The 21857-nt window shown below is 61.2% G+C and carries 18 protein-coding genes and 5 pseudogenes; 16 read left to right on the top strand and 7 right to left on the bottom strand.

Features of this window, described 5'->3' with window-relative positions; translation table 11 throughout:
• The first annotated feature begins 109 nt into the window (after nt 1-109).
• From YP76_RS26085 to YP76_RS26070, 4 genes and pseudogenes are all read left to right on the top strand, one after another.
• On the top strand, nt 110-418 hold the full coding sequence (locus YP76_RS26085) for a conjugal transfer protein TraD (RefSeq protein ID WP_046766293.1): 309 nt from the start codon (nt 110-112) through the stop codon (nt 416-418).
• A gap of 37 nt (nt 419-455) precedes the next feature.
• Complete coding sequence (locus tag YP76_RS26080; RefSeq protein WP_046766292.1) at nt 456-674, top strand: conjugal transfer protein TraD; 219 nt, start codon at nt 456-458, stop codon at nt 672-674.
• A pseudogene (locus YP76_RS26075) lies at nt 671-913 on the top strand (hypothetical protein); the annotation flags it as partial. The gene YP76_RS26080 and the pseudogene YP76_RS26075, both read left to right, overlap by 4 nt.
• Before the next feature lie 25 nt (nt 914-938).
• Nucleotides 939-2369: pseudogene (locus YP76_RS26070) on the top strand (type IV secretory system conjugative DNA transfer family protein).
• 892 nt (nt 2370-3261) lie between these two features.
• Here the strand turns inward: YP76_RS26070 and YP76_RS26060 are convergent.
• From YP76_RS26060 to YP76_RS26045, 4 genes and pseudogenes are all read right to left on the bottom strand, one after another.
• Nucleotides 3262-4221 carry a replication initiator protein A gene (locus tag YP76_RS26060; RefSeq protein WP_046766290.1) on the bottom strand — a complete coding sequence of 320 codons (960 nt, stop codon included), beginning with the start codon at nt 4219-4221 and terminating at the stop codon, nt 3262-3264.
• Nucleotides 4218-4562 (bottom strand): hypothetical protein, encoded by a 345-nt coding sequence (locus tag YP76_RS26055; protein WP_046766289.1) that lies wholly within the window; start codon nt 4560-4562, stop codon nt 4218-4220. Before YP76_RS26055 ends, YP76_RS26060 begins: the two co-directional genes overlap by 4 nt.
• Complete coding sequence (locus tag YP76_RS26050; protein WP_046766288.1) at nt 4562-5215, bottom strand: ParA family protein; 654 nt, start codon at nt 5213-5215, stop codon at nt 4562-4564. The genes YP76_RS26055 and YP76_RS26050 overlap by 1 nt, the downstream gene beginning before the upstream one ends.
• 98 nt (nt 5216-5313) lie before the next feature.
• Nucleotides 5314-5879 (bottom strand): annotated as a pseudogene (locus YP76_RS26045) (transcription elongation protein SprT).
• Between the two features lie 452 nt (nt 5880-6331).
• Here YP76_RS26045 and YP76_RS26040 point away from each other — a divergent pair.
• From YP76_RS26040 to YP76_RS28985, 3 genes and pseudogenes are all read left to right on the top strand, one after another.
• A complete protein-coding gene (locus YP76_RS26040) occupies nt 6332-6607 on the top strand; it encodes an AbrB/MazE/SpoVT family DNA-binding domain-containing protein (protein ID WP_046766287.1) in 276 nt (91 codons plus the stop codon).
• Entirely contained in the window at nt 6604-7002 is a 399-nt protein-coding gene (locus YP76_RS26035) for a type II toxin-antitoxin system VapC family toxin (RefSeq protein WP_046766286.1), read from the top strand. The genes YP76_RS26040 and YP76_RS26035 overlap by 4 nt, the downstream gene beginning before the upstream one ends.
• Before the next feature lie 39 nt (nt 7003-7041).
• Nucleotides 7042-7261: pseudogene (locus YP76_RS28985) on the top strand (histidine phosphatase family protein); the annotation flags it as partial.
• Between the two features lie 13 nt (nt 7262-7274).
• Here the strand turns inward: YP76_RS28985 and YP76_RS26030 are convergent.
• Nucleotides 7275-7637 (bottom strand): annotated as a pseudogene (locus YP76_RS26030) (tyrosine-type recombinase/integrase); the annotation flags it as partial.
• Between the two features lie 67 nt (nt 7638-7704).
• Nucleotides 7705-10665 (bottom strand): Tn3 family transposase, encoded by a 2961-nt coding sequence (locus YP76_RS26025; RefSeq protein ID WP_046766301.1) that lies wholly within the window; start codon nt 10663-10665, stop codon nt 7705-7707.
• A gap of 137 nt (nt 10666-10802) precedes the next feature.
• Between YP76_RS26025 and YP76_RS26020 the strand changes: the two genes are divergently transcribed.
• The 9 genes from YP76_RS26020 (at nt 10803) to YP76_RS25980 (ending at nt 19612) form a co-directional block, all read left to right on the top strand.
• Nucleotides 10803-11375 carry a recombinase family protein gene (locus tag YP76_RS26020; protein WP_046766285.1) on the top strand — a complete coding sequence of 191 codons (573 nt, stop codon included), beginning with the start codon at nt 10803-10805 and terminating at the stop codon, nt 11373-11375.
• A gap of 313 nt (nt 11376-11688) precedes the next feature.
• Complete coding sequence (locus tag YP76_RS26015; protein WP_046766284.1) at nt 11689-11970, top strand: type II toxin-antitoxin system ParD family antitoxin; 282 nt, start codon at nt 11689-11691, stop codon at nt 11968-11970.
• Nucleotides 11967-12263, top strand: coding sequence for a type II toxin-antitoxin system RelE/ParE family toxin (locus YP76_RS26010; RefSeq protein ID WP_046766283.1), 297 nt, complete (start codon nt 11967-11969; stop codon nt 12261-12263). The genes YP76_RS26015 and YP76_RS26010 overlap by 4 nt, the downstream gene beginning before the upstream one ends.
• Before the next feature lie 332 nt (nt 12264-12595).
• Nucleotides 12596-14284, top strand: coding sequence for an FAD-dependent oxidoreductase (locus YP76_RS26005; RefSeq protein WP_046766282.1), 1689 nt, complete (start codon nt 12596-12598; stop codon nt 14282-14284).
• Between the two features lie 29 nt (nt 14285-14313).
• Nucleotides 14314-16506: a TonB-dependent receptor gene (locus YP76_RS26000; RefSeq protein ID WP_084733360.1), complete on the top strand. Its 2193-nt coding sequence runs from the start codon at nt 14314-14316 to the stop codon at nt 16504-16506.
• Between the two features lie 144 nt (nt 16507-16650).
• Nucleotides 16651-17058, top strand: coding sequence for an IS66-like element accessory protein TnpA (gene tnpA, locus YP76_RS25995; protein WP_046766281.1), 408 nt, complete (start codon nt 16651-16653; stop codon nt 17056-17058).
• Entirely contained in the window at nt 17055-17408 is a 354-nt protein-coding gene (gene tnpB / locus YP76_RS25990; protein WP_046766280.1) for an IS66 family insertion sequence element accessory protein TnpB, read from the top strand. Before tnpA ends, tnpB begins: the two co-directional genes overlap by 4 nt.
• A gap of 51 nt (nt 17409-17459) precedes the next feature.
• Nucleotides 17460-19007 (top strand): IS66 family transposase, encoded by a 1548-nt coding sequence (tnpC, locus tag YP76_RS25985; protein ID WP_046766279.1) that lies wholly within the window; start codon nt 17460-17462, stop codon nt 19005-19007.
• Nucleotides 19004-19612 (top strand): UPF0149 family protein, encoded by a 609-nt coding sequence (locus YP76_RS25980; protein ID WP_046766278.1) that lies wholly within the window; start codon nt 19004-19006, stop codon nt 19610-19612. The genes tnpC and YP76_RS25980 overlap by 4 nt, the downstream gene beginning before the upstream one ends.
• 172 nt (nt 19613-19784) lie before the next feature.
• Here YP76_RS25980 and YP76_RS25975 read toward each other — a convergent pair.
• On the bottom strand, nt 19785-21857 hold a 2073-nt coding region (locus YP76_RS25975; protein WP_046766277.1), incomplete at its 5' end, for a TonB-dependent receptor.

Below are 21857 nucleotides of genomic sequence, written 5' to 3'. Positions count from 1 at the left end.
CTCTGCCGTTCGCATGATTGACTTCGCCGCATTTTCTGATCCGTCCAGTTTTGTCACACGCATGCTGTGCTACGCTGCGGCTTCTGCTGTAGGCGCGAGGGAGAAGATGATGCGCAAGGTGCGCGACTATGACGCGGAGCTGAAAGCGCTCGGCGACAAGGCCAGGACGTTGAAGGCCAGGAAGATACAGCAGCTCGGCGAACTCGTCGCGTCCACAGGGGCCGATGCGCTCGATCCCGATGTGCTGGCCGGGGCGCTGCTCCACATCGTTGCGCAAGCGCAGGTTGAGGGAAACCGGGAGGCGTGGCGCTCCGATGGCGCTGTCTTCTTTCAGCGGCGCGGGCGTAAGGCTGGTAAAGGCGATGCAGGCAACGGCCAGGGCGCAGACAAAACTGGCTCAGGCGGTTCACAGGGCTGAGGCCGCGCAGCGCCGCACCGATACGAGGGGCTGGGTCGTGCAACGCCGGGAACGCACCCGCCACCTGATCGAGCTGGGCGGCCTCGTCCACAAAGCCGGCCTCGTCGATCTCACCGACGACGATCGCGCCATCCTCTACGGCGCGATGCTCGAACTGGCAGCGAAAGCGCGCGACGACGGCGATGCGCTCGTGCTCTGGAAACGGCGCGGCAAACGCGCCTTCGACGCGGAAGCGCAAGGGAGTGAAACAGCATGACCAGGCTCGATGTCGAAGCGATCCGCGCCCAGATCCGCGCGCTCGATTTTGGGCGCGGCAGTTCAGCCGAAATCGCCATGTGGCGCGAGGGCGATGCGGAATCGCGCGTCAACCTCGCGATCGAAGGCATGGCGCTCGAACCGGACGATGAGGATGCCCTGTTCGACATGCTGCGCGAGGAAGCCGTGCCCCGTGCCCTCGCCACCGCGATCGTCCTCAAGCTGCTCGGCGCCGGCGACGATTACGGCGGAAAGGTGATCGGCAATGGAATGGCTCCGCCAGCTCGGCCGCGCGATCCGCAACCTTGCCCGCCTATCGCGCCAGAATCCGATCTGGGCGATCACGGCGCTGACCCTCAGCTCGATCGTGCTCGTCCGCCACCTGTTCCGGGTCGCGATCCTGTCCTGATCGTCGCATCGTGCTCGCTGGCGGGACGCAGTTCGTGCTGCACGCGCTGCTCGGCCTGGCGCGCGATTCCCATATCTACCAGATCGTCATGATGCTGACGGCCCTCGTCATCCTCCTCATCGGCTTGCGCGCCCTCTTCCAGCCCCTGATCCTGCGCTACGGAGGCCCCACCGGCGACGACACCCGCGGCTCGGCCCGATTCGCCACCGATCGCGAGACGCGGCCATTCGTCCAGGGCGGCGACAGCCTGCTGATCGCACCGGCAAGGGCGTGGGCACGATCATACCCAATCTGCTCGACTATCCCGGCCTCGATCTCGCCGACGACTGCATGACGCTGGCCGACGCGCTGGTCTACGACGCACCCGGCGAAGCGGGGGAAGCGCACTGGAACGAGGAAGCCAGGGCGCTGATCTCGGGCATCATCCTCTCGATCGTCACCAGTGAACCGGCTTCGACGCGGAACGTCGCCACCCTGCGCGACCGTCTCACCCTCGCGCCGCAAGCCTTCGCCACACAGCTCGCCGATATGCAGGCGCAGGGCGGCCTAGCCGCCCGCGCCGCCAACCGCCACCTTGGCAAGTCCGATCGCGAAGCCGCCGGCGTACTGTCGGCCGCGCAGCGCCATACCCATTTTCTCGACCGCCCACGCATAACGGCGGTGCTGGGACATTCCGATTTCACCTTCGCCGACGTGAAGGCGCGCGCCACCACCGTTTATCTGGTGCTGCCGCCTGACCGGCTCGCTACCTATGCCCGCTGGCTGCGCCTGATGCTCGCGCAAGGATTGACCGAGCTGGCCCGCGCCCGCCTCCGCGACAAGCCCCGTGCTGTTCCTGCTCGACGAGTTCGCAGCATTGGGCCGTCTCGAACCTGTCGAGCGCGCCATGGGCCTGATGGCCGGTTACGGCATCCAGCTCTGGCCGATCTTGCAAGACATACATTAGCTCCGCGCGCGCTATGAGCGCCGCGCCGGCACCTTCCTGTCCAACGCCGGGGTCCTGCAGGTGTTCCGACTCAACGATCATGACAGGGCCAAGCTGGTCTCCGACCTGCTCGGCCAGGAAACGGTCGTGTTCGAGACGATGAGCCGCGCGATCGACGCGGAGGAAACCGGCATATCGTTCGGCGCGCAGCATGTCGGCCCTCCCTGCTCACCCTTGATGAGTTCCGCACGATGCGCGAAGATCTGGAACTGCTGTTACTCGCCCGCCAGCGCCCGATCGTCGCCACCAAGTTGCGCTACTATGCCGATCGCGAGTTCGCAGGCAGGTTCGATCCCGCCTGACAGCGTTTAAACGGTCGCGGATGTTCTCTCTTGGCGTTGTCTGGCGTACTTTCGACGCCCACGCCCGTCCTGCCGTGAATCCCTGTCCGAATAATTCATCGAGGCTTAGCGTGGATTTCGCCCCCTCCCCGCACGGTCGCCCAGTATGATGTTGCCGATCCGTTCTTCCTTAGCGTACATGAAATACACTTTCGTGTAGTGGCCCCTGTGTCGACGTTTCCGTCCGTCCTGCGCTCTTTGGTTGATCACCGCCCCTACCCGCCTGGCTTTTCTGGAAAGCCAATTTTTAAGGGTGCCGCTAGCACAATGTTGTCGGTAGAAGCGCAGTGTTTAAACGAGTCTAATCAAACAAATAGTGTGCCGGCGGAGATGGCTCATCATGGGGTGCCGGGTGGGAGGATCGCTTTAGTGATCCGGGGCGGCCGGAGGCCGCGAGCCGGCGGGGCGAAGCCCCAAGAGGCGGTGCTGTTTTTTACGCCGCAGGCATACACCTTTCGAATTAGAGTTATCCACAAGCGGGAGGTGAGCTTGAGCCGTTAAAGGCTTCTGTTAAATATGAATCGTTAAGTAAGTTAAGCCCAAAAAATCTCTGTTTTCGTCTAGTTGTTTCAATGCTTTATGATTCTCTCCGGTGGGCGAAACCCCGTGATTCGGTGTGTAATCCCCCGATAGTGGGGTGTGTGATCCCCCGACGCTTTGGTGGATGATACCCCAATGGTCTGACAGGCGCCTCGGGAGTCGCGTTCGAGTCGGAAACGGTGGGTGAAACCCCGATAATAGCCCTTGGGAGCAGCCTGATTCGCTGTTTTGTTGGTCCTTCGCAACTCGCCGCCCCGAAATCGGGGGCGGCTTGCCCCTGTTTCCAGGCCGGCGGTGTGTGAAACCACGATAGTTAGCGTCGCTCGCCGCGCGCCAGGCGGTCCATCAGGTCGTCCACTTCCTCGGTGCGCCGGCGATCAGCGGTGAGGCGCTCGTGGCGCTCGCGTTCCGCTTCCAACCTGGCGTGCAGCTCGGCCGCCTCGGCTGCACCGCGCATGTCGAACCGCACCGCAGGCGCGCCCTCGGCCGTCTTGGTCATGGTCATGGTGTATTCGGGGAGTTGATCGGCTTCGATGACCTTCCGCAACATGCGGTTGAACTCCTTGGGCTGGGCGTCACTCCCGGCCTTCTCGCGCAGCAGCTCGACGCGGCACATCCACCCGCCCCGCTGAGTGCCGGCATGCTTGCGCGCGATGCGATACAGCGCCCGTTCAAGCCCGCCTGTCAGCAGAAAATAATCGGTGTGCATGGTGAGCAGCGAACGCTCGCTGACAATCCCTTCATAGACCCAGTTCGATAGGGTGATGGTCATTCCGCGCGGCTGTTCGGTCGCCGGATCGACCTCCAGGCTCCACCCGTCCAGCCACCCGAATTGCGCTTCGGTGCGACGCTTCGGCGCGCGCAGCGACGTGCGGATGGAAGTCGTCTCCAGACGCAACAGCGCCGCCTGCAACTCGGTATAGTCGCGCCCGCCCGTCCCGCGCCGGATGGCGCGCAACAGATCGTAGGTGGTCGTGGTCAGCGTCCTGGGCAGGTCGTTGACCCCCTGCTCTTTCATCCGGTTGAGAACCGACGCGGCCCAAATCAGAATATCGGCGTCCCATATCGTCGCCATGCCATAGGCGGGCATCGCCTCGACCTTCACCCACGCCTCGCCGTCAGGGCTGCGATATTCGATCGGCTTGAGGCGCTTGCGCTTCTGGAGCGAGAAAAACGGCCGCTCCATCACCTCCCGCTGATCTTTCAGCGGAAGGTCGTTCACCAGCGGAATGAACAGGTCAAACGTGGGATTGGGATCGCGGCGCTTGTTCACGGGGCGAACCGGGTATGGCCTCGCGACACGAGATATTGCCGTAACAGCCGCTCGGTGACGACGGTCAGCGGCTCGCCCCCTTCCTCGACGCTTAATTGCCGCAAGGTGCGGTGCATATCCTCGGGGATATGGATCAGCACGGGTTTCTTGCCCGGGTGACTGCTGCGCCGTGCCGGCGCGGCGCTGGATGTGCCGCGCGCGCCCTCCCCTGCCCGCTTAGGCCGCGATCGGGCTGCGGGTTCCGGTTGGGGCACCGGCTCGGGCGCTGGAACGGGCCTGGGCGATGCCTCGGGTTCAGGATCATCGAAGATTCCGGCCAGGGCGGAGGATTTCTTGGCCATCAGGCTACCTCGCTTAATGGCTTATTCGCATAACCGCTTAGTCGCTTAGCCTCCGCATAGGCGGCGCGCAACTCGGCCGCCGCCTTGCTGTCCGGCTCCAGTTCGACCGCCGTCTTGCCGATCGGCGTCGCCTTGTAGAAGTCCTTGCGGAAGTGCAGCACGGAATCGAACACGGCGATGCCCTTCGCGGCGAAGCCCGCGCGTGCCTCGGCCCCCTCCCCGCCTTGGTGCGGCACTTGGGTCAGGATCACCGCGAACGGCGTTCCGGCCTGCTGCACCTGCTTGACGGTCTGGAGAACCGAATGAACGTCCAGCCCCCTGGGCGCGACCGGGATCACCACGAAATCGGCCTGCTCGGCGGCCAACATGGCGATGTCCTTGGAGTTCGCTGGCGTGTCGATGATGATAAGGTCCAGCTTGCCGCTCTCGCGCCCACGCGAGACGTGCAGCGGCAAGCCCGCGACGCTGCTGTCCTTCACCATCACATCGTCGGTATCGCGCCGCTCCGACCAATAGAGCGCGGACCCTTGCCGGTCGTCGGCATCGAGGATCACAACGGCCGCCCCTTCGCAGGCGGCCTCGACGGCGAAGGCGGTGGCGATGGTCGTTTTCGACTGCCCGCCCTTCTGCGCGATGATGGCCCAAGTTTGCATGACGGCTCCTACTAAGCGACTATGCGGCTTATATCGCTTAGTCGCTTAGTAGGCAAGTCATGCCGGTTAGTGGCTTGGTGGCTTAGTGGCTTAGTGGCTTAGTTTTCGTCCTCACTCTCGTCGTCGTCCAGCAGTTCATGCGCCATGACCCCATGATCCTCGATCGGGCAAAGCGGCGCTCCGGCCAGCTCCAGCCATCTGCGCGCGGTCCTCACAGTATAGCCGCACGTCGCGCACGCGCATTTGAGCATCCGGGTTTTCTGCTTCTTGGGCGCGGTCGACTCCCCCGCCGTGTCGAGACGGGCACGGGAAGGGGGCCAACATCGGCGAGGATCGGCGCGATGGTTGCAAGGAAGACGTCGCCGGGAGTGGTGGCGCGCATCGGCCCGACAAGGCCCAGCCCAAGCGCGAGGATGGCCGCGATCTGCGTCGGCATGGCGTCGGGCGCGTGGGCGAGGTCCGGGCGGATGAAGATTTCAAAATGCCCGTCCGCGCTGAGTCGGTTGTCCCAGCACTCGCCGATCGCCTTGCCCCTGGCTCCCGCGCTGGTGAAGCCGATCGCCACGCGCACGCGCGAGGGCAGGGGGGCGTCCAGCGCCTCAAACAGCGGAGCCATGCCCAGCGCCACCGCATTGAGCCAGCTTTCGCGGGTTTCGTGGGTCACCGTCTTTACTCCCTTCAAATCGCCTGTCCGGCGATGGCCAGGCCATCGGCCGGAACACGGACGCCCAAGAACGCCGGTGGGAGAGGGGGCAGCGGGAGTCGACGGGGTGGAGCGGCCGCAGCGCAGCGAGCCACGGCCCGTCTATTCCCGTTGCTGGGGAGAGGGGGGCGGAACGTCCTCTCCCCACGGAGCGAACATCGACGCCGGCGCACGTCGGCACACTGCCCGCGAGATCCGCGAGCGGTTCTCGCTCCCGCCATGTGGATCGTCACCTTGGGCCAAGACCGCTTGCGGGCTCGGGGAGCGCGAGCGACTAGAGCCACGGTGCCGCGCCAGCGGCAGGCGTTTAATAACTTAGTCGCTTAGTCGCTTAGTCATTTTGGCTATTAAAATTTCGGCCTTGAAAATAATGCTATTCTGCATTATATTTACTCGATACGGAGGTAATAGCCATGACGACATTAAGCGTAACCGCGCGGGGCCAGGTGACTTTCCGGAAGGATGTTTTGAAGCATCTAGGTATCCGGCCCGGTGACAAGATCAGGCTCCACCTGCTCCCTGATGGCAAGGCGGAGCTGAAGGCCGATGAACCCGATGGCTCCTGGGACGATCTGCGAAACTTTTTCGCCGGAAAGACGAATGGCGCGCGGCTGTCGATAGAGGAAATCAACGACGCGATCGCCGAAGCGGGCGCTGCCGCTGGGATGACCGGCATGGACAAGAAATGAAGATTACCGCTGATACGAATGTGCTGCTGCGCCTTGTCGTTCCCGACGATGAGGTGCAGCAAAAGCTCGCGATCGAAACGCTCAAGGAAGCGGATTCCGTGGTGATCAGCGTCCATTCCCTCTGCGAACTCGCATGGGTGATGGAACGGAGCTACCGTGCGGCACGGCTCGACGTTGCCGCCGCGATCCGATGTTTTATGAACACGCGCAATGTCGTGGTGAACCGCCCTATTGTCGAAGCGGGCCTTGCTGTCCTCGATGCTGGCGGCGACTTCGCGGATGGGGTGATCGCGTTTGACGGCCGATTCCACGGCGGCGAAACGTTCGTGTCGTTCGACAGGAAAGCGGTGAAGCTGCTGAAAGGGCAGGGGACCGCCGCCCGACTGCTGAAATAGGCGTTAAGGCGATATTCATCCGTCACGGGTAACGCTAGGGTGCCGTGTCACGATCTGGCGACGATCGAGCTGACGGAGCGCGCCCACGAACAGGCGCGCGCGATAGCGTCGACCTGGACTAGGTGCCCGCGCTCATCGTCATCTCGCCCTATACCCGCAACCCGGCAAACGGCCGCGCCGACCATCGCCAGATTCCCCCGCCGTGTCGGTGGAGACGTGGCCGATAGAAGAGTTCACCTATCTGCAACCCATGCGCTACGAAGCGGCCCTGCGGAGCGTGTCGAACTATAGTTTGCTATTGTCGCGGCCGTCTCCAAGGTGCCGCCGTTCTTCAAATAGGTGGTGATCCCGGTCGCGCGGAACGAATGGTTGCCGATCGCCGTGCCGATCTCGGCCGCCGCCGCGCGCCGACGCACCATCGCGAACGCATTGGCCTGGGGCAGGGGGGTATCGCTTAGTCGCTTGGTGCCGCGCGCGATCGGGCGGAACAACGGCCCCTTGGCCTGCCCGCGCAAGCCGCAGCCGTCGATATAGGCGGTCAGATAATCCTCAAGGTTGTGGTGACAGGGCATTTCATGGCGCTTGCCATCCTTTTCGTGCAGGCGAACCCATAGCCGCCGATTCTGCATGAACACGAGGTTGTCGCAACGGATGTTATCTGAATTGCGCTAAGCGAGTACAGATAGCGAACATGTGCTTGCATCAAGTGGCCCCGCTCGTCCGTGCCAGGTTGAGCGGTCGCCGTTTAGCTGGCATCGCGGCCGCGCGATCCCATAGGAAGTCGCCTGAGAAGGCGATATGCCCCCAGCCAACGGGCGAGGTGTGCGCCAACAGTTCGTCCGACACGTCTTCGCCGATCGTGCGAAGATGCGCGACCGCATCCGCGATGTAGGTCGAGTTCCAATAGACAATCGCGGCAATGATGAGATTAAGGCCCGAGGCGCGGAATTGCTGGGCCTCGTGGGAGCGATCGGCGATGCGGCCCTGTTTGAAAGTGCAGATTGCCTGCGTGAGGAAGTGGCGCTGTTCGGACTTGTTGAGGCCGGCCTGACAGCGTCGGCGCAATGCGGGGCTTTCCAGCCAATCGAGCATGAAGATCGTGCGCTCGACGCGGCCGATCTCACGGAGTGCGAGGTCGAGCTGGTTCTGGCGCTCATAGGCGGCGAGTTTGCGCAGCATTGCCGAGGGCAGGACGGCACCCGCTTTCATCGAGGCGACGAGACGGACGATTTCGTCCCAATGCTGGCGGATGACATCGACCTTCACCCGGTTACCCATTAGTGGTTTCAGCAAGGGATACTGTCCAGGGGCCTCGACGCACGCCATCCGGCGATCGGGAAAGTCACGCAGGCGCGGGCAGAAGCGGAATCCGAGCATCCGGCATAGTGCGAAAACGTGATCGGTCGCGCCACCGGTGTCGGTGTAATGCGTGTCGATCCCCAGCCCGGTGCTATGGTGAAGCAGGCCGTCGAGTACATAGGGTGCCTCGTGTGTTGCGGCCGAGATGACAGTGACATGATAGGGGCCGCGCTGATCGGAGACGTGCGTGTAAAAGGAAAAGCCCGGATCGACGCCGTATTTGGCGTTGAAGTCCCCGGCGCCGCTGCCGCGCTTACCCGAGCGGAAGAACTGGCCGTCCGATGAGGACGTCGTGCCCTGACCCCATACCGCCGCGATCGGCAGCGCGTGATGGGCATCGATGATCCGTGCAAGCGCGGCTTTGTAGTTGTCGGGTGCGATATAGGCCGATCTTGTCCAGACGAGTTGGTCAGGAGTAACACCCTGGCTCGCCTGTGCCATGCGTGCGAGACCAAGGTTGGAGCCATCAGCCAGGATCGCGGCGAGCAAGGCGTTTTCGTTGTCATGCTGTTCCCGGGTCCGAAGATTGAGGAACGTCTGCGTAAAACCGGTCGCGCGTGCAACCTCGTGGAGCAGTTCGGTGATGCGCACGCGTGGCATCAGGCTGTCGATGCGCGCGGCGAGCGCTTTGGCGGCAGCGGACTCGTCGGCACGCACTGGAGTGATGGACAGCTTGCCGTCCTTGAACGTGACGCCCTCGACCTGGCCGCGGGCAAGGCGATGGGAGAAGCGTTTCAGCCGCCGGTCGAGTTCGCGACCCCGATCGGCGATCCATTCGTTGGCGGTCGCAGGCAGCTTCAGGTCGGTGGCGATCGGCGCAGCCTCGGCGGTGGAAAGCATGTAGCTGTCGAACTTGCGATAATTGGACGAGCGCTCGACCCACACGTCGCCCGAGCGCCATTTGTTGCGCAGGTGCGCCATGAGGCCGGTTTCCCAGAGCCGGCGATCAGGCTTGTCGCCGCCCTCCTTGACCAGCGTCCGCCAGTCCTTGCGGAACGGCATCGGCGCGGCCGGGGGTACATCGCGGCGTCCCGAGCGGTTCATTTCGCGCAGCGTGTTCACGGCCGCGATCGTCGACGCGCTGCCGCGTCCAGCCTTGAAATCGATGGCTTCGAGAAGCAGCGGCGTGAATTTGCGCAGCCGGCTCCACTGGTCCGCCGCCCGCAGCAAGGGGTTCTCGCCCGCAAGACTGGCGATGGTGCGGGCTTCGCCGCGTGCGCGGAGCAGCTTGTCCCAGCCCACTGCTGCATCGACCGCGACGAAGCCATCAATCCCGCTTTCCTGTGCTTCCTCCAGCGCAGCGACCGTGCGATCGAACAGCCGCATGATGCGCCCGACATCGCGCGTGGTTGCCGCGTAGCTTTTCTTTTGCTTGTTGTTGCCGCGCGTAAAGCTGCCGCCGATAATGCGATCGGCCATGTCGAGCGCGGCGTCGATCAGTTTTGCCTCCTGGTCAAGGATCATCGCCGCAAGCGTAGCGCGCCGACGCGACGGTGTATAGCGACTGATAAGCTGCGCAGAGGAGGCACGACCCTCGCGGACGAGCTGGCGAAGCCGATCGGGATGGATCGCGTCGCCGATCGCGACGGGCAGCCCGATGTCGCGCACGCGCGCCAGTCGGTCAAGCAACCCGCGCACATTGTCCGGCGTCGGGGCGGTGGTAATCTCGCGCAGCCAGGCGAGCGGCGTCAGCCCGGTCTGCGGATCGACGACCAGCACAGCATCGAGCTTGGCCAGGCTGTCGGCGGATACACCAACGAGCAGGGCGTCGTAGGCGCGCAGTCGCGCGCGGGCGCGACCGGCGATTCCGGCACGCTCGATCACCGACGGCGATGGCAGCGTGATACACGACGCCCGAAGCGCTTCGGTGATACCGATCACAATGGGCACCCCGCGATCGGTCGACCATGCTGCTTTGGCCCCGGCCTCGATCAGCAAAGGCAGGTCGGCATTGGTCGGCTGTCGCAATCCGAGCGCCGCCTCGGCGTCGCGTGCGTGAACAGACGCGGTGGCGGGGCGTGCAGCGTAGCGGTCGAACGCCGAAGCGAAGACGCCAATCTGTTCACCCATAAAGGCGACAAGGTGTTCGGGCGCGCCCTCCTCGAGCGTGAAGCCGAACCCGGGATGGCGAAGCAGCGCAAACTGCACCGCGAAGCCGAGCCGGTTTGTGTCGCCACGCTTGGCCACGACGGAAACGAGGTCGCGCGGCGACAACATATAGTGCCGCGCGAGATCCTCGCGGGTCTCGGGAACGCCGAACAGCGCACGCCGTTCGGCATCAGTGAGGAGGTCGCGTCGTGCCATGGTGAAATCCGTCCACAAAAGGGTGAGAATAATCGTGGACATACGGTCTTAATGAGACGTAGTCTCTGGACGGTTTTGGGTGGTGTCGCGCAGCCTGGGCGTCGACGTCCCCAGACCGGACGTTTGGGAGACGGTGGTTGAGCGGCATATTGGGCTACGCGCGCGTGAGTACCGGCGACCAGGATGTCGCCGGGCAGACGATGCGTCTCGAACAGGCGGGTGCGATCAAGGTGTTTACCGACGTGCGATCGGGCAAGTCGATGGACCGACCCGGATTGGCCGAACTGCTCGCGTACGCGCGCGCCGGCGACACGCTGGCGGTCGTCCGCCTTGACCGACTCGGTCGTTCGCTCGGCGAACTATTGACCGTCGTGACAGCCCTGAAGGAGCGCGGGATCGCGCTGCTTAGCCTTGAGGAGAAGCTCGACACCTCGTCGGCGGCAGGCGAACTTGTGTTCCACGTCTTCGGCTCGATCGCGCATTTTGAGCGGCGGCTGATCGCCGAGCGGACGAAGGACGGTATCGCCGCGGCGCGGGCCAAGGGCAAGTTACCGGGCCGCCCGCCGTTGGACCCTGAAAAGGCGAAAGCCGCCCTCAACCTGGTCGTGGCGGGAATGTCGCCAACCCATGCTGCGCGCCAGCTCGGCCTTGGCCGTGCTACCGTTTATCGGGAAATGGCGCTCGCTGGCGTCCGGCGCACTGCCCCCTGAGCGGTGTTCGCCATCCGTTCGTACTTAGAGTAATTCAGATAACATCTGATGCGATGACCTCAGGATCGTCACGCGGACGCGCCAAGACCGCTTGCGGGCTTGGTCGGAGCGGTCACGCGGAGATAGAGCCGTTCCCGAAGGGCCACTCCCAGTATTTCCTTTTAATGTCGGAATGACTGCATATGAGTAGCGATATGATATACAGATGATAGCTATAATGATAGTAAAGCAGCATCGGCAAGAACGGCGAGAGGGGCATGATTGCATGTCGTGGCAATCTTTGCCATATAGGGGTGATTGGAGGTATCAACCGATGGCTACCATGAATGTTTCCCTGCCCGATCCCCTACGGGACTATGTGCAGAACCGGATCGACAGCGGCCAATATGCCAGCGTCAGCGATTATGTGCGCGACCTGATCCGCCGCGATCAGAGCGCGATCGTTGACGAAGAACGCTGGCTGAAGGAACTCGATGCGTCGATTGATGAAAGCCTTCAGGAGATGAAGGCCGGTGGCGGTCATGATCTCGACGAAGTTTGTGACACTCTCATTGCCGATATTCAGAAAACGGCGAGCGGTGAATCGCGTCAATGAAGGTCACGCTGTCCACACGGGCCACGCGCGACCTCGAAGGCATCAGAAGATATATCGAGAAGGACAATCCCGCACGCGCGATCTCATTCGTTGACGATCTGCGCGGCACCGCGAAACGCATAGGCGACATGCCCCGCGCCTTCCCGCTGGTCCCGCGCTATGAACAGCATGGGATCAGGCGTCGTTCCCACAAGGGATATGGAATTCTCTATTCTGTCGAGTCGGATTGCATCTTCGTGCATCGGATCATCGGCCCAGGACAGGATTATGACACCGCCTTGCAACTGAATTGAGGGTGTGAAACGACGGATGCAGGTCTGTACTTGATAGTGGACCGCGCCGACATAAAGATGATGGGTGAAATTGAGTGGTTGGCCCGTAAAATACGAAGCCTCTCATCACTGCCAATAGCACAAGTTGTACATTGGGGTCGACGCAGAAACAACGGATATCGGGGCTATCGACCGCCGGAAGACCAATGTCGATGCGCTTCATTAGAGATGAAACGCTATTACGAGTGCGAAGCCACTCCCCTTGCACCTCATATGCATAAGATATACACAGCGTGCAACGCATTGCCCAAGAAAATAATTGTTCAGAAACGGCGTGAGCGGGGGGATGATCAATGGCGGCAGACGCTCAGACAGTGCAGACTTCAGTGCTCATAGTCGGTGCGGGGCCAGTTGGGATGACACTTGCCCTTGACCTGGCATCGCGCGGGGTGGAGGTGGCCGTAGTCGAAAAGCGCGCGGAGCATGCGCCACCGCGTCAACGGTGCAATCATATCTCCGCGCGCACGCTAGAGATCTTCCGGCGTCTGGGTGTGGCGGCTGAAATTCGCGACGCTGGCCTACCTGCGAACTACCCACAAGATGTCGCTTATGTCACCACGCTAACCGGTCACGAATTGACGCGTATCCGCATCCCTGCGCGCGCGGATCGGTTCGGCAGTGTCGGCTATGCCGATTCAGATTGGCCAACGCCAGAGCCGCCGCACCGTTGTAACCAGATGTACTTCGAACCTATCCTGCAGCGCCACATACAGGCATCTCCGCGTATCCGTATATTCTACGATCACGAGGTCATCGAAACGACGCAGGACGATAGCGGTGTCATAGTGCGGGCGCGCATTGCGGGCAGCGATAAGGAGTTGCTGTTCCGAGCCGAGTATCTGGTCGGATGCGACGGTGGTGTATCAACCATTCGCAAGGCCATCGGCGCCAGTTTCGAGGGAGCCAGCGTCATTTCGGGCACACGGTCCGTGTTGGTTCGCGCGCCCGCGCTTTTAGGAATGCTGCATAACAAACCAGCTTGGATGACCTGGTTCGTCAACCCGGGCGGGTTCGGGTGTGTGGTTGCAATGAATGGCACGGACCTCTGGGCCTTCCACATCTGGCTGCCGTCCAGGGCGCCGGATTTTGATTCGGTCGACCCGGAAATCGCGATCCGCGCAGCGGTAGGTGGCGATCTTGAATATGACATCATATCTATCGATGACTGGTACGGACGCCGACTGATCGCGAGCAGGTTTCGCGACAGCCGCATTTTCATCGCTGGCGATGCGGCGCACATCTGGATACCCTTTGCCGGCTATGGGATGAACGCCGGGATCGCCGATGCCATGAATCTTTCGTGGCAGCTTGCCGGAGTGATCAATGGGTGGGGCGATCCCGGGCTGCTGCGCGCCTATGAGGTTGAACGCCATCCCGTCACCGATCAGGTATCACGCGTCGTCATGGCGATCGCGCTCAGCAATCTGGACACAGATCTGGTCAAGAATCCTCCAGCGACTTTGATTGAAGATGGACCAGCAGGCGACAGGATCCGCGCCGAAGCCGGACGCTATCTCTATGACGCCAATGTTGGCCAGTTCGCCTGCCTTGGCTTAAATTTCGGCACCTACTATGAAGAATCTCCGGTCATCGCCTATGATGGCGAAGCCGCACCGGCATACGATCTCTTGATCTATCACCCCTCCACCGTTCCCGGATGCCGCACACCGCATCTTTGGCTCGACGGTGGAGTCTCTCTCTATGATCGGATGGGTTCGGAGTTCACGCTATTGCGTTTCGACCCCACCGTTGACGTGACAGGGCTTAGCCAAGCTGCGGCGCAACGCGGCGTGCCGCTCACCATCTTAGATCTTTCATCGGGCGGTGGGGGCGACATCTATCGTTGCAAACTGGTGCTCTCACGGCCCGATCAGCATATCGCGTGGCGCGGGGATTCCGAACCAGAAAATCCCCTGGAGCTCATTGATTTGGTCAGAGGCGCGCCGCCGGAAACGAGCATTTTATACGAAGCATCAGTATAAATACTAATAAGCGATTTGGGGGATTTACAATGTTCAAGAAGATCTTGAGTGCCTTGGCGGTACTTGCCTGCTCCGCAAGCGGAACAGCGTTTGCGCAGGACTTTGGCGCGGACGCTCAATCACCGGACGCCAATCCCAATAAGACCCCCGCTGTTGCTGAGACTAGTGGCGGACTAGAGGATATCGTCGTAACGGCGACCCGCCGTGAAGAGCGGCTTCAAGACGTCCCGGTGGCCGTCACGGCAATCACGAACGCGGCACTCGGTGGCGCGGGAGTTGGCATTCTTCGTGAACTCACCCTCGTTGTCCCAGGCTTTCAGGGAGGGCGGAACTCCGGCGTGAACCAGCCGACGATCCGGGGCGTTGGATCGAGCGGCGTCGGCATGGCTGACGAAGCCAATGTCGCCACCTATATTGACGGCGTTTATCATCCGTTCTCCTTCACCAGCTCGCTTGATCTTGTTGAAATCGAGCGTATCGAGGTTTTGCGTGGTCCGCAGGGGACAGTGTTTGGCCGGAACGCGACAGGTGGCCTTGTCAACGTCATTACGCCCGATCCAAGCTTCACGACGAAAGGTCGCGTCGAGGCGCGCTTCGGTCGCATGCGCAACGATGCCAATGAAATTGACCTACGGACCTACGTGACCGGCGGCCTCAACGACAAGATAGCAATGGATTTTGCTGGCCTCTACCGTGATAATGGCGGCTTCATCACTGATCTCGTCCGCGGGGGCGGATTGGGCGATTCGCGGATGTTCAATGTGCGTAGCAAGCTGCTGTTCGAGCCTAGCGAGACCGCACGCATCATCCTGATGGCTAATTATGTCGATCATGAGAGCAGCGTGAACACGGTTCGGCCTTATGGAAGCAACACTGCGGCCGCGACTATTCCGGGCGTCATCTTGCCGAAGGGCCCGTGGGAGGCGTCGCTGACAGAAGTGCCCATATCCAACTACGAGCAGGTGACAATCAACCTGCACACCGCGTTTGACCTAGGATCTGTCAGCCTCCAGACCACTACCGGCTACATTGACAACAACGGCAAACAATTTACTGATTCCGACGCATCGAACATCCTGTTAGGGCAAATTCCATTTGACACGTCCGGCAAATCCTTCAGTCAGGAAGTACGGCTCCTCTCAACCGGCCGCGGTCGGTTTAAATGGATTGCCGGTCTTTATTTCTTCAAACTCGACGCCGGATTCGAGAATATCCAACTTCAGAACTCTGCCGGTCCCGGGCAGCCAGTTACCGTCACGCGGCTCGATCCGAGTTCCAAGGTAAAATCTTACGCAGCTTTTGGAGAAGGCACATACGAGGTCATAGACTCGCTTTTTCTGACAGCTGGTGGGCGTTATACGGAAGAAACGCGGAGATTTACGACACTACGAAACTTGGTTCCCCTGCCGTTCGGTAGAGCGAAAGCTTCATTCAACAAATGGACGTATCGCGTCGCGCTACGATATAATTTTGCAGACAGCGCGAATGTCTATGCGAGCTACGGAACGGGCTTCAAGAGTGGCGTCTTTAATGAGCTGGGCGTTCTAGGCACCGCGACGAGACCCGAGACTATCAAGGCGGCCGAAATCGGCCTGAAAGCCGACCCACTGTCTTGGCTGCGTACCAACCTCTCGATCTACCGGTATAAATATAACGATCTACAGGTGCAGGCTCGTGACGCTGCGGGCGTTAGCTACATCTTGCAGAATGCTGCGAACGCAGAGATCTACGGCGGCGAATTGGAAGTCACCGCGGCAGTGACCAAGGATCTCAACCTGCGCGGCGCACTAGTCTACACGCACGCCGAATATACCAGCTTCCCCGCCGCGCAGGGTTTCGTCCCACGGCCTACCGGGGGCAATCAGGTGGTACCTTCGGACGCTTCTGGCAACCATATGATTCGCGCTCCGCGCCATACCATCAACCTTGGGTTTGATTGGGGCCGCGACGTCGGGAGCGGAAGGCTTCAAATCGTTGGCAACCTCTTCCACAGTGCGCGGGTCTATTACGACTTCCTCAATCTCGCGTCACAAAAGCCCTATACGACCTTGAGCGGCGAAATGTCATGGACATCACCTAACGAGGCCTGGCGCTTTTCGATTTGGGCGAAAAATATCACCAATGAGGCTTATGTTCAGACGCTACGTCCAGGCGCACTCGGCACCGACGCAATCTTCGAGCGTCCTCGCCAGGTGGGCCTTGGTGCGGCTTATCGCTTTTGAAAGCGGCGGCAGCGCGCCTTGACAGTTAGCGATGCGAGCATCCCACATAGACGAGTGGCAATAAAAATCTGAGACCGCGGCGGTGTGTAATCGGCGAGGTGGATTGTGGCATTGGACGGCGAGAGGGATAGTGCTGCAGGAGATTTGAACCATGCGGCGCACAGTGCGAGTGTCGATTTGACCTATGCGCCGCATAGTGGGGGTCCGAGCTCGCACAGTGCCAATGTTCTTGGCGCGCCGCGAGGCCCACGCCGATGGGATCCCAAGGAGAAGGCGAAGATCACGGCGGAAAGTTTTGAGCCTGGCGCGAATATCTCGGCGGTCGCACGGCGCCATGGCGTGAGCCTTGGGCTTTTGCATTATTGGCGACGAATGGTGCGCGATCGTGGTGGCATGGAGCCGATCTCGTTCATTCCGCTGACGATGGAGGACGGTTCGGCATCGACCAGCTCGGCACTGGAAGTGGAGATCGGCGGCGCTCGCGTCCATGTGCGCGGTGCCGTCGATGGTGCCCTATTACGAGCCGTGTTCGACGCACTGCGACTTAAGTGATCGGCGATCGAAGTGACCTTAAGGTCGTGTTGGTGACAGGCCCTATCGACTTCCGGGCAGGCATAAACAAGCTGGCGGCGTTGGTCGCCCATGCGCTGAAGAAAGATCCCTATTGCGGCGACGTCTTCGTGTTCCGGTCCAAGCGGATGGACCGGCTCAAGCTTATCCATTTTGACGGATCGGGGATGATACTGGCTACCAAATGGCTTGAGGCCGGCAAGTTCGTCTGGCCGCCTGTCGAAGGCGGCGTGATAAAGCTCAGTCACGCACAAATGACACTGCTTTTAGGCGGCATGGACTGGCGCAGGCTGGAGGAAAACCCTGTGAGAAAACCGACGATGGCAGGCTAGGAAATGGGGATTTTGCTGGGCTTTTGAGCCGTTGCGCGTTATGAATAGTGGGTGAGTGAGCCACCGGAAAATCCTGGCAGAGCGCTCGATGCGCTACGGCAGAAAGTCGCCGAACTGGAGGCTGAGCTCGCTGCCGCCAACAGCCTGTTGGGCACCTACAAAGCGATGCTCTTTGGCCCACGTTCAGAAAAAGCCAGCCTCGTTCTTGCCGAGCAGGCGCGCCTCGATCTGGGAGATCTGAGCGAACTTGCCGCACCACTGGCAGCCAATGACGATGGCGCGTCTTCGTCCAGATCCCGGCCCAAACGCAATATCGGCGCCTTGCCGAAGCATCTTCCCCGTGTTGTCCATATTATCGAGCCGGAAAGCACGCAATGTGCTTGCTGCCAAGGCACCATGCATCGGATCGGCGAGGATGTCAGCGAAGCCATCGACATCGTGCCCGCTATATTGCGTGTTATCGAGACGGTTCGCCCGAAATATGCCTGTCGTGCGTGCGAAGGCACAATCATCCAGGCACCCGCGCCACGGCGGATGATCGAAGGCGGCATGGCGACGATATCGTTCATCGCCTGGATCGTAACCCAGCGCTTCGCTTGGTATCTGCCGATCTACCGTCAAACCCAGATGCTGGCAGGCCATGGCCTCGTGCTCGATCGTTCGACACCGGTGCGATGGGTCAAGTCTGCGGCCTGGTGGCTCGAGGGTCTTTACGATCGACAACTGCGCTTCATCCATAGTCAAGCCAGGATCCATGTCGACGAGACCCGCATGCCGGTCATTGATCCGGGGCGGGGTCAGGTCAGAATCGATCAGTTCTGGGCCCATGGATCAGACGATCGCCCCTGGAATGGGCCAGCACCGCCAGCGGTCTGTTATGTGCATGCCCGATCCCGCAGTCATCGCGCCATCGCTGAGCAACTGGGCTGTTATACAGGCGTGCTGCAGGTCGATGGGTACACCGCTTACAAGGCTCTTGAGGATCCGGGCCGCCAAGCCGGGAAGATAAGGCTGGCTTTCTGCCTTGCGCATCTGCGGCGGCGCTTTGTGGATCTGCATAAAAGCACGCAATCGCCGATCACTGCGCAGATTATCAGCATGCTTGGCCGCGTCTATAAAACCGAGGCAGAGATCCGCGGTGCCAGCGCCGAACACCGGCTGTCAGTCCGGGCCGCGCAATCCAGGCCGATCATGGAAGATCTTAAGCGGCTGCTCGACGACACGGGAGAACGCGTGTCGAGCACTTCGAAGCTTGCCGAGCATATCGGCTACGCTCAAGGGCATTGGCGTGGCCTTACCTTGTTCCTCGACGATGGCCGGATCGAGGTGGATAACAATATGATCGAGCGGCAAATGCGACCCATTGGCATCAGTCGACGGAACAGTCTGTTCGCCGGCAATGATGGCGGCGCGCACAGCTGGGCCGTCCTCGCCTCGCTGCTTCAGACTGCCAAGCTCAACGGACACGATCCCTTCACTTGGCTCAATGATGTGCTGACGCGCATCGTATCGGGCGAAGTTAAAAATAACGAACTCGATCAGCTTCTCGCCTGGAACTGGAGGCTTGCTGATCAGCCTAAGGTGCAACTGGCAGCATGAGTAGCAGCCGGTTCAAGCGGTCCGCCAAGCCGGGGACAGCGCGGATCCTCACGCGCGAGAAGCTGGAAGACTGGCTTTCCAATCTCGACCCGCAGGCTGCCAATGTCTCAATGATCGACGGTTACCTGGCCGCGCTTGTCGTCTCGCCACAGTTTATACCTCCTGAGCAATGGCTCTTGCCCATAGTTGGTCGTGAGATCGCCGATGCGCCCGATGGCAGCATCCAGAGCGCTGTCCGAAACACGATCTTCCACCGATACAGTCAGATCGGTGCGACGCTGTCAGGTGGGCCAAAACGCTATGCACCCGTCTTCATGCGCACAGATGATGAAGAGGTGCTGCTCGAAGACTTCGCCAACGGATTTTACCTTGGCATGCGCCTGAGCATTGACGACTGGAAGCCCTTTATAAGCCATCACGAGATCGGAATCGCTATGACCGCGATCCTTGCCCACTGTACCACCATGATCAGTGAAGACGAGCGCATAGCCGCGATCAATGCACAGGCCTCACAAATCCTCTCAGAATCCTGGCGCGTCGTTCCAGAGGTCATCGAAATGCTTCACGTCAACCTCGCTGGAAGCCGCAACATCGAGATCAGGTAACCGGCCCCAAATGGTCCGTTTGACCTTGTCTAGGTGGGTAGCTCGCATCGCTAACCCTTGACATCCCCCACCCCGATTCACGCAATATGACGCGTGGGGAGTTCGGCAAGTTCTCCCGCGAACACCAGCGTCGAGATCGACTCATCGGCCAACAAAATGCGGAAAGTCGAACTCAGAACTTGTATTGCGCGCCGACGCCGATGACCCGCGGCTTCTCGTAGAGGGCATCGGTGCCGAGTGGGCTCGGGCGGACCTGCTGCGCGACCTTCGCATTTGTGAGGTTGGTTACCCATAGACTCAAGCGAAGACCCTCGGTGCCGGGGGTCCAGCTGATCTCGCCGCTCACCATCTCGTAGGGATCCTGCGAGAAGCGGTTAGGCGCGTCATAAAAGACGCGACTGCTGTGGAAGAAATTGGCGGACACCCCGAACTCGCCGCCGGCCAGCGGGGTGCGCCAGTCGATGCCCATCATGGCGGTGAAGCGCGGCGACCTGATAACTTGGTTGCCGGAGGCGTCGGTCACCGCAGGCATATTGCCGCCCCGCGCGAGCGGGATGAAGTCCTGTGCGCCCGGGAAATCCGTATATTTGCCGTGCAGATAGGAAATGGCGCTACGGATGTTCAGCCCGTCGCCGGGGACGATCGTCACTTCCGCTTCGCCGCCGTAAATCTCCGAACTTGCGGCGTTAAGGAGGACGAAGCCGCTGCCGGCGGCGTTGCGCGCCTGCACCTGCAGGTCGCTATAGTCATAGTGGAAAACAGAGAAGTTGGTGCGTAGCCAACGGAAGGGGTCTGCCTTCAGGCCGGCCTCCCAGGCCTTGATCTTCTCTGGGTTAACCGGCACGTTCGTGGGCGAAAGCAGATTGTACACCCCGCTCTTGAAGCCGGTGCCGTAGCTTGCATAAAGGTTCGCGTCCTCGGTGAACTGATAGCGCAGCGCGGCCCGGTAGGTTGCGCGGTTGAAGCGCTTGTCTACCCAGCCCGGCGGCACGACAGCGCCGTTTACGATCTGAATGAACTCGCGCTTCTCGGTGGTGTAGCGGCCGCCGAGGGTCAGGAACAGCGCGTCGGTCAGCGCATATGTACCTTCCGCGAAACCGGCGAAGGAGGTGGTTTTGGTCTTCGGCAAGAGGTAGGTGTGGATCAGCGGCAGCGTAGTCGGCCCGGCCGGGTTGGGAACGGCGAAGTCGGCGTCGAAACTGCCTTTCATTTGGAAGGCATAGATGCCGACCAGCCAGTTGAGTGGCCCACTGCCCGTCGACAACAGCCGGACCTCCTGGCTGATCGCCTCTGCCTTGATGCTCGGCAGGTTGATCTGCCCCAAGTCGAGGTTGGTGGCGTCGGAATCGATGAACTGCACGCCGGAATTGTGCATATAGCCGGTTGCCGTCTCGATGTTGAAGGCATCGAGTTCGATCCGGCCGCGCAGGGACAAGCTCACCTTTTCGTAGTCGATCCGCGGCTCCAGGCTCGAAGATGACTGCCAAGCTTCCTGTGGCAGAAGCACACCGGGCAGCGACTTGCCGATCGTATTGTCGTTGATCGGCTGCGACCCATTGATGTTGCTCTTCTGGTTGGTGTAGCCGCCCGTCAAGATGAACTGGACCGTGTCGCTCGGCTGGAACAGCAGCTTGCTGCGCGCGTCGAAGACGCGGATCCAGCCGAGATCCTCGCCCAGCGCGAGATCCTCGATATAGGGATCGGTCTCGCGGTAGAGGCCAGCGAAGTCGAACGCGATCGTTTCAGTGAGGCCGGTGGTGAAATAGCCGCGCACGTCGTAGTCGCTCGAGTCGTTGCGCAGCCGGCCGTAGCGCGCCGCGATGCGGCCGCGCGTGGAGAAACTAGGTTCCGGCGTGATGACATTGATCAGGCCGCCGGTGGCATTGCGGCCGAAGACGGTGCCCTGCGGGCCGCGCAACACTTCCACGCGCTCGATCTCCACGAGCTCGGTCGAGTTCGAAAAGGCGTCCGGCTGGTAGATCCCGTCGATGTAGGTGGCAACGTTCGGCTCATCGCCGACCGAGACGCCGCCCGAGCCGACGCCGCGGATGACGGGCAGGATGACTGACGTGGTGCGGTTGCCCGAGAAACCGGGCACCAGCGTTGTCAGGCTGCGTAAGTCGATAACACCAGCGCTAGCGATCGCGCCGCTGGTGAGCGCGGTGACGGTCACCGGAATTTCCTGCAAACGCTCCTCGCGACGGGTGGCGGTGACGACGATGTCCTCGATACCGGCGCTGGGGGG

It is taken from the genome of Sphingobium chungbukense, from assembly GCF_001005725.1.
Taxonomy (GTDB): Bacteria; Pseudomonadota; Alphaproteobacteria; order Sphingomonadales; family Sphingomonadaceae; genus Sphingobium; species Sphingobium chungbukense.
The sequence above is the reverse complement of the archived record's forward strand: the minus strand, read 5'-3'. Positions and strand labels throughout refer to the sequence as shown.